This is a genomic window from Klebsiella sp. C349492, assembly GCF_042055345.1.
Taxonomy (GTDB): Bacteria; Pseudomonadota; Gammaproteobacteria; order Enterobacterales; family Enterobacteriaceae; genus Klebsiella; species Klebsiella scottii.
In genome coordinates this window covers 18600-30696 of sequence record NZ_JANQCE010000012.1, presented here as the reverse complement: position 1 = coordinate 30696, position 12097 = coordinate 18600, and the positions used below count along the sequence as shown (strand labels likewise).

The window sequence follows — 12097 nt, the reverse complement described above, 5'->3', positions numbered from 1 at the left end:
CTATCCTTCCTGCTCAATCTGGGTTAACACGCTGCGCAGCGCCGGGCCATATTCATACTTGCCGGGGCACACGTAGGTACAAAGCGCGAGATCTTCCTCATCCAGCTCCAGGCAGCCCAGCGCCTGCGCGCTTTCGCTATCGCCCGCCAGCAGATCGCGCAGCAGCAAGGTGGGGAGAATATCCAGTGGCATTACCCTTTCGTAGTTGCCAATCGGCACCATTGCCCGCTCGCCGCCGTGGGTATCGGTCGAAAAGTTGAAGACTTTACGCTTCAGGAAGTGCCCCAGGGTGGTACGCGTGATGGAGAATTTATCTTTCCCCGGCATCACCCAGCCAAACAGCTCTTTGTCGCGCCCCTCTTTAACCACGCTCACCTGCAGGTGGAAACGCCCGAGAAAAGCTCGCGGGCCAAAGGCGCGGGTACCGCTAAGCACCGAGCCGGAAATCACCCGATTTTCGCCGGCCATCAGCCCATCCGCCAGCAGCTCATCAAGGCTGGCGCCGCAGCAGGTTTGCACCAGCCGTGGCTCCTTGACCTGCGGGCCGCCAAGCGCAATAACGCGCTCGCTGTAGAGCTCCCCGTCGAGGAACAGTCGCCCGATGGCGATAACCTCCTGATAGTTCAGGTGCCAGACCTGTTTTGTCAGGCTCACCGGTTCGAGGAAGTGGATGTGGGTTCCCGCCAGCCCCGCCGGATGCGGACCGGAAAACTGGTTGAAGGTAACCTGCCCTGAACGATGGCCCCCCAGCTTACCGCCGCTGGCCTGGCACACGTGGATCTTGCCGTCGGTGAGGATGGTCAGCACCGTAAGACCGGCGTCAAAGGCCTCGCGCCGGGCGAGGATAATGGGCTGAGGATCGGCGGCCAGCGGGTTGGTATCCATTGCGGTGACGAAAATCGCGGCCGGCACGCTGCCCGGCGCCGGCGTTTTGCTGAACGGTCGGGTGCGCAGCGCCGTCCACTGGCCGGACGCCAGCAGCTGACGCTGTACGGTTTCACGCGACAGTCCGGCAAGGTCGTCCGGCGCGTAGCGGGGAAACTGCACGGCGTCATTGCCGTCTACGTCAATCACCACCGACTGCAGCACCCGGCGTTCGCCGCGGTGGATCGCGCTGATAACGCCGCTCGCAGGCGCGGTAAAGTGGACGCCGGGGTTCTTTTTATCTTCGAACAGAGGCTGGCCTTTCTGCACCCGGTCGCCTTCTTTAACCGCCATTGAGGGGCGCATACCGATGTACTCCTCGCCCAACAGCGCAACGCGTTTGACTGCAATCTGAGAAGTCGTCTGCTGTATTGGCATGCCAGCTATGGGCAGGTCCAGCCCTTTTTTGATTTTAATCATATTGTTAGCAGGTATCCGTAACCTAAACCCCGGCATCAGGCCGAGGCCAGCAACATTGATGGAAAGTCAGAGAAAGAAAGGAAAAACGAAGGTCCTGCTCATTCACAAGACGGGAGAGAAGCATCCTTTCTTACCCTGGTCACTAAGCGGTGTAAGTGTAACATTTTGTGAGCGGCGGCTGTAGGTAAACCCCATCAGGCGGCTCTAAAATGGGAGCTATTGCGCAAAGTTCTCACTGCGCTTTGCCGCCAGATTCGCTATAAAGGACAACTAAATTGTAAACGCGATACGCCGCGCTTGCGAAAAAATGCCGTGATGCTAATGTGAGCGCTCTAAATCCAGAAAACTCTGATTTTGGGTCTCTCTTGCCGTCCTGGCAATGTGGTTTTGGTTTTATCAAGGAACAAGCAGTATGCGCAAAATCGCATTATTTATTGCGATGCTTCTGTTGCCGTGCGTTTCGTTTGCTGGGCTTCTCAGCAATAACAGCTCGACGACGCCGGTTAGCAAACAATATAAACAGCAATTAATGGGTTCTCCGGTCTACATTGAGATCTTTAAAGAGGAGCGAACGCTCGATCTTTACGTCAAAATGGGCGAAACCTGGCAGCTCCTCGACAGCTACCGGATCTGTAACTACTCCGGCGGGCTGGGGCCGAAACAGCGCCAGGGCGACTTCAAGAGTCCGGAAGGGTTTTATAACGTTGCGCGCAACCAGCTAAAACCTGATAGCCGCTTCTATAAAGCCATTAATATCGGCTTCCCGAACGCCTACGACCGCGCGCACGGCTATGAAGGTAAATACCTGATGATCCACGGCGCCTGCGTATCTATCGGCTGCTATGCCATGACCGATACCGGTATTGATGAGATTTTCCAGTTCGTTACCGGCGCGCTGGTGTTTGGCCAGTCAAACGTACAGGTCAGCATTTATCCTTTCCGCATGACCAACGCCAATATGGAGCGCCACAAGTACTCCTACTACGCGGACTTCTGGAAACAGCTGAAACCAGGCTACGACTATTTCCAGCAAACCCACAAGCCCCCGGTTATCTCGGTAACGGACGGCCGCTATGTGGTCAGCAAGCCGCTTAGCCATGAACTTATTCAGCCGCAGCTGGCGTCAAACTACACGGTCCCCCAGGCAAAATAGCGCCCACTCGCCCGGCATGATTTTATTCCAGGTCTCATTGCCGGTTAAAGGCTGAGTGGCGATAACGGAGACCACATCGTTCGGTGTGGTCTCGCGTTGAAAGTCGATCTCCACATCCTGATCCAGCAGCGTCGCTACGCCAAACGGCGCCCTTCGCGTAATCCAGTACAAATTCGTCGAGCAGTACGCCATCACGTAACGCCCGTCAGACAGCAGCATGTTGAAGACGCCCTTCTCCCGCAGCTCGCCCGCCAGCTCAGCGATATAACCGAAGATTTCAGGTATCGAGTCAGGGGTGCCGGGATAGCGCTCGGTCAGGCGATGCAGCAGCCAGCAGAAGGCCTTTTCGCTGTCGGTTTCGCCGACCGGATGAAGATTTCCCGTATCAAGAGACTCATATCCTTCCAGCTGGCCGTTATGCGCGTAGGTCCAGTTGCGTCCCCACAGCTCACGGGTAAAGGGGTGGGTATTTTCCAGCGCCACTATGCCGCGATTAGCCTGGCGAATATGGGCGACGACCGAGCAGGATTTGATGGGATAGTCCTGTACCAGCTTAGCGATTGGCGACTGAAAGCTGGGTTGCGGATCTTTAAATGTGCGACAGCCTTTACCTTCATAAAAGGTGATACCCCAGCCGTCTTTATGCGGCCCGGTGCCGCCACCGCGCTGAACCAGCCCGGTAAAGCTAAAGCAAATATCTGTTGGCACATTAGCGCTCATCCCGAGCAGTTCGCACATATCTCACCTCATACCACACGGCTTAAATACCAAAGGCGTCATTGCGGCGGCCAGCCTGAACACGGCCAGCGCACAAAAACCGGATCGTACCTGACGTACGCGAGGAGATTGAGCGCTGCCCGGGGTTCAACACCGCCAGCAAAACGGCCTGTTAAGCTTTAACCATCTCTTTTTCGATCAGCATAATCAGAATATGAATCACTTTAATGTGAATTTCCTGAATACGGTCGGCATAGCCAAAATGCGGCACGCGGATTTCAACATCGGCGGAACCGGCCATTTTACCGCCGTCTTTACCGGTCAGGGTGATCACTTTCATCCCCTGCGCGCGGGCGGCTTCGATCGCTTTGATAACGTTACCTGAGTTGCCGGAGGTGGAAATCCCCAGCAGCACATCACCGGCACGGCCGACTGACTCAACGTAGCGGGAGAAAACGTACTCGTAGCCGAAATCATTGCTGACGCAGGAAAGGTGGCTGACGTCTGAAATCGCAATTGCCGGGTAGCCCGGACGGTTTTCACGATAGCGCCCGGTCAGTTCTTCGGCAAAATGCATCGCATCGCAGTGGGAACCGCCGTTACCGCAGGAAAGGACTTTACCGCCCGCCTTAAAGCTATCTGCCAGCAGCACCGCGGCACGCTGAATAGCGTGAATATTGGCTTCGTCCTGCAGAAAGTTAGCCAGCGTTTCCGCTGCTTCGTTCAGTTCGTTACGAATAAGATCCTGGTACATGAGGATAATCCTTCAGTATTGGTGGAATAACCCTGGCAGTGTACCGGATAGCCGCTAAAGCGAGAAGCAGCAGGCGCTGTTATCCCCTTAGGTTTTGCTTTTACGTGCCGCATTTACGTACAACAATGTGAGCAAGGTTGTAATTATTTTGTAAACACATTGCTAAAACAAATTACATCCACTACAACCATATCATCACAAGTGGTCAGACCTCCTACAAGACAGGGAGCATTTCGTTATGATGATTTTGAGTATTGTTGCAACCGTTGTTCTACTCGGTGCGCTCTTCTATCACCGAATCAATCTCCTGCTCAGCAGCGTGATTTTGCTCGCCTGGACCGCCGCCCTTAGCGTGGCCGGGCTGTGGAATATCTGGCTGCTACTGCCGTTAGCGATCGTTCTGCTGCCGTTTAACTTTGCGCCGATGCGTAAATCTATTTTTTCAGCGCCCGCGTTCCGCGCGTTCCGCAAGGTGATGCCGCCGATGTCGCGGACGGAAAAAGAAGCTATCGACGCGGGAACCACCTGGTGGGAAGGCGATCTGTTTCGCGGCAACCCGGACTGGCAAAAGCTGCATAACTATCCGCAGCCGCGCCTGACCGCCGAAGAGCAGGCGTTTATCGACGGCCCGGTGGAAGAAGCCTGCCGCATGGCGAACGATTTCGAAATTACCCACGAAATGGCAGACCTGCCTCCGCAGCTGTGGGCCTATCTGAAAGAGCATCGCTTCTTTGCGATGATCATTAAGAAAGAGTACGGCGGCCTGGAGTTCTCCGCCTACGCTCAGTCCCGCGTGCTGCAAAAAATGTCCGGCGTTTCCGGGATCCTGGCGATCACCGTGGGCGTGCCCAACTCTTTAGGCCCGGGCGAACTGCTGCAGCATTACGGTACCGATGAACAGAAAAATCACTATCTGCCGCGCCTCGCGCGTGGTCAGGAGATCCCCTGCTTTGCGCTGACCAGCCCGGAAGCGGGCTCCGACGCCGGCGCCATTCCGGATACCGGCGTGGTGTGCATGGGCGAATGGCAGGGCGAGCAGGTTCTGGGCATGCGCCTGACCTGGAACAAGCGCTACATTACGCTGGCGCCTATCGCGACCGTCCTGGGGCTGGCGTTTAAACTCTCCGACCCTGACCGCCTGCTGGGGGGAGAAGAGGAGCTGGGTATTACCTGTGCGCTGATCCCAACCTCGACTCCTGGCGTTGAAATTGGCCGCCGCCACTTCCCGCTTAACGTACCGTTCCAGAACGGACCGACCCAGGGTAAAGATATCTTTGTCCCTATCGACTACATCATCGGCGGCCCAACGATGGCTGGTCAGGGCTGGCGGATGCTGGTGGAGTGCCTGTCCGTCGGTCGCGGGATCACCCTGCCGTCAAACGCCACCGGCGGCCTGAAGTCCGTGGCGATGGCCACCGGCGCCTACGCCCATATCCGCCGCCAGTTCAAGATCTCCATCGGTAAAATGGAAGGCATCGAAGAGCCGCTGGCGCGTATCGCCGGTAACGCCTACGTGATGGACGCCGCCGCGTCGCTGATTACTTACGGCATCATGCTCGGTGAGAAGCCGGCGGTTCTGTCAGCTATCGTGAAGTACCACTGCACCCACCGCGGCCAGCGTTCAATCATCGACGCAATGGATATCACCGGCGGGAAAGGCATCATGCTTGGTGAAGGCAACTTCCTCGCCCGCGCCTATCAAGGGGCGCCGATCGCCATCACCGTCGAAGGCGCCAACATTCTGACCCGCAGCATGATGATCTTCGGTCAGGGCGCAATCCGCTGCCATCCGTACGTGCTGGACGAAATGGCCGCCGCGCAGAATAACGACGTTAACGCTTTCGACAAGCTGCTGTTCAAACACATCGGTCACGTCGGCAGCAATAAGGTCCGTAGCTTCTGGCTGGGCCTGACCCGTGGGCTGACCAGCGGCACGCCAACCCGCGACGCGACCCGCCGTTACTACCAGCATATGAACCGCCTGAGCGCGAACCTGGCGCTGCTGTCCGACGTCTCAATGGCCGTTCTTGGCGGCAGCCTGAAGCGCCGCGAGCGTATTTCCGCGCGGCTGGGCGATGTGTTAAGCCAGCTTTACCTCGCCTCTGCGGTGCTGAAACGCTATGACGATGAGGGGCGTAACGAAGCCGATCTGCCGCTGGTTCACTGGGGCGTTCAGGATGCGCTGTATCAGGCTGAGCAGGCCATCGACGACCTGCTGAAAAACTTCCCGAACCGCTTTGTCGCAGGCGTCCTGCGCGTTGCCATCTTCCCGACCGGCCGCCACTACGACGCGCCGTCCGATAAGCTGGACCATAAGGTCGCAAAAATCCTGCAGATCCCGAGCGCAACGCGTTCGCGTATTGGCCGTGGCCAGTACCTGACCCCGAGCGAGCACAACCCGGTCGGCCTGCTGGAAGAGGCGCTGCTGGACGTGATGGCCGCCGACCCGATTCACCAGCGTATCTGCAAAGAGCTGGGCAAAAACCTGCCGTTCACGCGCCTTGATGAACTGGCCGGCAATGCGCTGGCTAAAGGGTTAATCAATCAGGATGAAGCCGCTATTCTTACCCGAGCCGAAACCAGCCGCCTGCGCAGCATCAACGTTGACGACTTCGCCCCGGATGAGCTGGCCACCCGGCCGGTAAAGCTGCCGGAGAAAGTCCGCAAGATTGAAGCGGCCTGAAGAGTAAATTAATCACATCACGATCGGGGCGGGGGCTTTCCTCCGCCTCTTTTTTTTACTCCGCTTTGCCCTCCGGCTTCGCACAAATCATTTCCCGCATTAGCGCCATAGGCTGCCAATCGGCCAGCGCCACGCGCAGCAAATTCCCGCTCAATAATTAAAATACCTACGTGGATCACGTTTCCCCCCTGTAACTCGGTTCAGCCTGCTGAACAAGGCGTATTTTCCGCTTTCCAGAGTGGATAGGCTTTATATCAACGAGAAACGGGAGCCGTTATGGGCGGTAAAGGATGTAATTCATTAATCCGGGCAGAAAAAATTCTGACCTACATTGCATATGTCGGAGCGGCCAGTTTTATGGAGCTGCTAAAAGAATTTCATTACCCGAAAAGTAGCCTGCTGAATTTATTAAATGCCATGGTCGATTGCGGCTTTTTAATAAAAAGCGAGCGTAATCAATACTCGCTTGGCATAAAAAATTACGAGCTTGGATGCCAGTCGCTGCACCGGAAAAACATATTCGAGGTGACGAAGCGCCCGATGCAGGAGCTTTCGTTGAAAAGCGGACTGGTCTGCCATTTAGGGGCAATGGAGAGTTATTCCGCCATTTACCTGGATAAAGTCGAGAGCCCGGATTCCGTGCCGACTAAAAAAAGCTGGATCGGTAAAAAATTAGAATTGCATATCACCGCGCTCGGTAAGGCGCTGCTGGCCTGGAAGCCGCGAGAAGAGATGGATTATTTTCTCGATGCCTTAATTCTGAAAAAGCACACGCAAAATACCTTCACCGATAAAAAGTTATTTCGTGAAGAGCTACAGAAAACCCGCCTCAGGGGATGGGCGATAGATAATGAAGAATCAACCTACGGGGCGGTATGCCTGAGCATGCCTATTTTCGATATGTATCATCGCGTGAATTATGCAATTTCATTATCGGGAGACCCGATAGTTTATTCGGGAAAGAGGATCGATGGTTATCTCGAACTGCTCAGGCAATGCGCCGATCAGATCTCGCATGGTCTGGGTTATAGAAACGAAAATGAATATTTAAGAAAAGGAAATTGATCTAATGAAAAAATTCAGGGGAATTATTCCACCGGTCTCCACGACGCTCGATAGCGACGGCAACATTGATAAAACGGCCTTAACGCAAGTCGCCGATTTTCTTATTAAGAAAGGCGTCGACGGCTTGTTTTATCTGGGAACCGGCGGTGAATTTAGTCAGATGAACGCCGGGCAAAGGATGGACTTCGCCGAGGCGGCAATCGCGGCGGTTGGCGGACGCGTTCCGGTATTAATTGGCGTTGGCTCCCCCTCCACTGACGAAGCGGTCAAACTGGCAAAACACGCCGAAGCCTGCGGCGCGGACGGCATCGTTATTATTAACCCCTATTACTGGAAAGTTGCCGCCAGCAATCTGGACGACTATTACCATCGCATCGCCAGCAGCGTTCGCCTGCCGGCGATCGTTTATAACTTCCCGGACCTCACCGGCCAGGATCTCACCCCTGATATCGTCAAACGGCTGGTGCTGCAAAATGAAAACATCGTCGGTATTAAAGACACTATCGACAGCGTCGGCCACCTGCGGGCGATGATCAACACCGTCAAAGCCGTGCGCCCCGAGTTCTCCGTGTTCTGCGGCTTCGACGACCATTTACTCAATAACCTGCTGCTGGGCGGGGATGGCGCTATTACCGCCAGCGCAAACTTCGCGCCGGAACTGTCCGTAGGCATTTTTAGCGCCTGGCAAGATGGCGATCTCGCGACAGCGGCGACGCTCAATAAAAAATTGCTGCAGCTACCGGCTATTTACGCCCTGGAAACACCGTTTGTCTCCCTCATCAAATATGCCATGCAGCGTGTGGGGCTGCCGGTAAATACCTATTGCCTGCCGCCGATTCTGGATGCGTCGGAAGAGGCAAAGGCGCGGGTGCGCGAGCTGCTGGCCTCGCAGGGCATTTTAAAATCATGAGGAGGCATTCGATGTCCATTGACGATATTTTTGCTAGCGATAACCCGGATATCTACCGCGTCAGAACCCATGCGCCGGGTCCGCAGGGCGAGCTGCCGCTGACCCCGGATATGTTAATCAACCGCCCTAGCGGCGATATTTTTGGCATGACCATGAATGCCGGGATGGGCTGGTCGCCGGATGAGCTGAATCAGGACGGTATCCTGCTGCTTAGCACGCTGGGCGGGCTGCGCGGGCCGGACGGCAAACCCGTCGCGCTGGCGCTTCATCAGGGACATTACGAGCTGGATATCCAGATGAAAGCAGCGGCGGAGGTCATCAAAAACCATCACGCGCTGCCTTACGCGGTGTATGTCTCCGATCCCTGCGACGGACGCACGCAGGGCACCACCGGCATGTTCGATTCATTACCTTATCGCAATGATGCCTCTATGGTGATGCGCCGCCTGATCCGTTCCCTGCCGGGAGTTAAAGCGGTGATCGGCGTGGCAACCTGCGATAAAGGGCTGCCCGCCACCATGATGGCGCTGGCATCGCAGCATGATAAAGCGACGGTATTGATCCCCGGCGGGGCCACGCTGCCTGCTTTACATGGCGAAGATAACGGCAAGGTGCAGACTATCGGCGCGCGCTTTGCCAACGGCGAATTGTCGCTGCAGGGCGCTCGTCGGGCGGGCTGTCAGGCCTGCGCTTCGTCGGGTGGCGGCTGCCAGTTCCTCGGAACCGCAGGCACCTCGCAGGTCGTCGCTGAAGGCCTCGGCCTCGCTATTCCGCATTCTGCGCTGGCGCCTTCGGGCGAACCGGTCTGGACGGAGATCGCCAGGGCATCAGCGCGGGCCGCGCTGCTGCTGAGCCAGAAGGGCATCACGACGAAGGATATCCTCACCGATCGCGCTATTGAAAACGCCATGATGGTCCATGCGGCATTTGGCGGCTCCACCAATCTCCTGCTGCACATCCCGGCGATTGCCCATCAGGCGGGCTGCCATATTCCGACGGTGGAGGACTGGATACGCATTAATAAACAGGTGCCGCGCCTGGTCAGCGTACTGCCCAATGGCCCGGTTTATCACCCAACCGTACGGGCCTTTATGGCTGGCGGCGTACCTGAAGTGATGCTGCATCTGCGCCAGCTGGGTCTTCTGCATGAGGATGTCATTACCGTCACGGGCAAGACGCTAGGGGAAAATCTCGACTGGTGGGAGCGCTCCGAGCGTCGGCAGATATTTAAAAATCTGCTGCTCAGTCAGGAGCAGGTTGATCCCCAGGAGGTCATCATGTCTCCGCAGCAGGCGCAAAAACGCGGGTTAACCTCCACGATTACCTTCCCGGTCGGAAATATCGCTCCGGAGGGCTCGGTCATAAAATCCACGGCCATCGACCCCTCGGTCATTAATGAAGAGGGTATTTATTATCATCAGGGCGTGGCGAAAGTGTACCTCTCGGAGAAAACCGCCATTTATGATATCAAACACGACAAAATTAAAGCGGGCGATATTCTGGTTATTATCGGCGTAGGGCCATCCGGCACCGGAATGGAGGAAACGTATCAGGTTACCAGCGCGCTGAAGCATTTATCCTATGGGAAGCATGTTTCGCTTATTACCGACGCCCGGTTCTCCGGCGTTTCCACCGGCGCCTGTATTGGCCACGTTGGGCCGGAGGCACTGGCAGGCGGCGCCATCGGGAAATTACGCACCGGGGATCTCATTGAAATTAAAATTGACTGCAAACAACTCCAGGGAGAAGTCAATTTCCTGGGTCTCGCTAACGCTCAGGAACTCCCCTCACGCGAGGAGGCTAGCGTTATATTAAACGGCAGAAGCAGCCACCCTGATTTAATGCCCGATCCTGATTTACCAGATGATACCCAACTCTGGGCGATGCTCCAGGCGGTAAGCGGCGGAACCTGGCGCGGCTGCATCTATGACGTTAATAAAATAAGCGCTGCATTGCACCAGCAGATGACTAAATCCTGAAGAAATAATTAAAACCATTATTACATTATTAATGAGAGGACGTTATGCCACTATTAATTGTTGTGGCAGGTATCGCTGTACTCCTGCTTTTAACCATAAAAATAAAACTCAATACTTTTGTTTCATTAATTATTGTCTCGCTGGCCGTAGCTATTGCCAGCGGCATGGAGCTGAATAAGGTCGTCGCTTCTGTCGAATCCGGGCTGGGCGGCACCCTGGGTCATATCGGCTTGATATTCGGTTTTGGCGTAATGCTGGGACGGTTATTATCCGATGCCGGCGGCGCGCAGCGTATTGCATTGACCATGCTGAACTATTTTGGTGTCAAAAGGCTGGACTGGGCGGTAGTAACTTCGGCATTTATTGTCGGTATCGCGCTATTTTTCGAAGTCGGTTTAATTCTGCTGGTACCGATTTTATTCGCCATCGCCAGGGAAGCTAAAATATCACCGATGTATATGTGCGTACCGATGCTGTCGGGTTTGTTAGTGGCGCACGGTTTTCTGCCGCCGCATCCCGGCCCTACCGTCATCGCCAGAGAATATGGCGCAGATGTTGGCGTCGTGCTGATTTATGGCATCATCGTGGGCATTCCAACCTTTATTCTCTGTGGCCCGCTGCTGAATAAAGTATGCCAACGGCTGATCCCGGAGGCATTTACCAAAGAAGGCAACATTGCTTCCCTTGGGGCGACAAAGAGCTTTACCGAAAGCGAAATGCCGGGGTTTGGGATAAGTTTTCTGACCGCCATGCTGCCGGTGATCCTGATGGCTCTGGTCACCATTATGCAAATGGTCCGGCCAAAAGACGCAGGCGACCCCGGTATGCTCTATTCCGTGTTCCTGTTTTTGGGAAACTCGACGATCGCGATGCTGATTTCGCTGCTGTTCGCCATTTGGGCGATGGGTCTCGGGAGAGGAAAAACGATCCCGGAACTGATGGACTCCTGCGGGAAAGCAATTGCAGGCATTGCCGGTCTGTTATTGATTATCGGCGGCGGCGGCGCATTCAAACAGGTGCTGATTGATTCTGGCGTCGGCCAGTATATTTCGACGCTGGTGGCAGGCACGGATATCAACCCCATTCTGATGGCCTGGGGAGTGGCGGCCTTTCTGAGGATTTGTCTGGGCTCCGCAACGGTTGCCGCCATCTCCACCGCCGGCCTGGTGATCCCTTTGCTGTCTGCACACCCAAACACAAACCTGGCCTTGATTACTCTTGCGACGGGCGCAGGCTCCTGCATTTGCTCCCATGTCAATGACGCAAGCTTCTGGATGATAAAGGATTTCTTCGGCCTGACCATCAAGGAAACCCTACTGTCCTGGACGCTAATGTCTACAATGCTATCCCTTTGCGGCCTGATCTTTATTCTGCTGGCCAGCATGGCGATTTAAGCCACGCGGCCATGCTTCACGCAGTGCCCCTTAAACTCCCCCTCGCGGGCCAGGGTTTACGGGGTACGCCCCTGGCCGCGTGCATAAATCCGCGCCGG

General features: G+C 55.6%; 9 protein-coding genes. 6 read left to right on the top strand and 3 right to left on the bottom strand.

Features of this window, described 5'->3' with window-relative positions:
- On the bottom strand, window positions 1-1344 hold the full coding sequence (locus NWP14_RS26950) for a Na(+)-translocating NADH-quinone reductase subunit A (RefSeq protein ID WP_346432063.1): 1344 nt from the start codon (window positions 1342-1344) through the stop codon (window positions 1-3).
- Window positions 1345-1756: 412 nt separating this feature from the next.
- Between NWP14_RS26950 and dpaA the strand changes: the two genes are divergently transcribed.
- Entirely contained in the window at window positions 1757-2497 is a 741-nt protein-coding gene (gene dpaA, locus NWP14_RS26945) for a peptidoglycan meso-diaminopimelic acid protein amidase (RefSeq protein WP_095105556.1), read from the top strand.
- On the opposite strand, the gene NWP14_RS26940 is transcribed toward dpaA, so the two are convergent.
- Entirely contained in the window at window positions 2468-3235 is a 768-nt protein-coding gene (locus NWP14_RS26940) for a class II glutamine amidotransferase (protein ID WP_095105555.1), read from the bottom strand. The two genes, dpaA and NWP14_RS26940, sit on opposite strands and share 30 nt — an antisense overlap.
- Before the next feature lie 151 nt (window positions 3236-3386).
- Window positions 3387-3968, bottom strand: a complete 582-nt coding sequence (lpcA, locus tag NWP14_RS26935; protein ID WP_004099149.1) for a D-sedoheptulose 7-phosphate isomerase — start codon at window positions 3966-3968, stop codon at window positions 3387-3389.
- 238 nt (window positions 3969-4206) lie between these two features.
- Here lpcA and fadE point away from each other — a divergent pair, with 238 nt between their 5' ends.
- The 5 genes from fadE to NWP14_RS26910 all read left to right on the top strand — a co-directional run bounded on the left by fadE (window position 4207) and on the right by NWP14_RS26910 (window position 11999).
- The gene (fadE, locus tag NWP14_RS26930) at window positions 4207-6651 is read left to right on the top strand and encodes an acyl-CoA dehydrogenase FadE (RefSeq protein ID WP_095105554.1); all 2445 of its coding nucleotides are present in this window, start codon (window positions 4207-4209) and stop codon (window positions 6649-6651) included.
- A gap of 276 nt (window positions 6652-6927) precedes the next feature.
- Window positions 6928-7716: an IclR family transcriptional regulator gene (locus NWP14_RS26925; RefSeq protein ID WP_375216254.1), complete on the top strand. Its 789-nt coding sequence runs from the start codon at window positions 6928-6930 to the stop codon at window positions 7714-7716.
- Between the two features lie 4 nt (window positions 7717-7720).
- Window positions 7721-8626 carry a dihydrodipicolinate synthase family protein gene (locus NWP14_RS26920; protein ID WP_095105551.1) on the top strand — a complete coding sequence of 302 codons (906 nt, stop codon included), beginning with the start codon at window positions 7721-7723 and terminating at the stop codon, window positions 8624-8626.
- Between the two features lie 11 nt (window positions 8627-8637).
- Window positions 8638-10605: a YjhG/YagF family D-xylonate dehydratase gene (locus tag NWP14_RS26915; protein WP_375216253.1), complete on the top strand. Its 1968-nt coding sequence runs from the start codon at window positions 8638-8640 to the stop codon at window positions 10603-10605.
- A gap of 44 nt (window positions 10606-10649) precedes the next feature.
- On the top strand, window positions 10650-11999 hold the full coding sequence (locus NWP14_RS26910; protein WP_095105548.1) for a GntP family permease: 1350 nt from the start codon (window positions 10650-10652) through the stop codon (window positions 11997-11999).
- Window positions 12000-12097 lie beyond the last annotated feature (98 nt).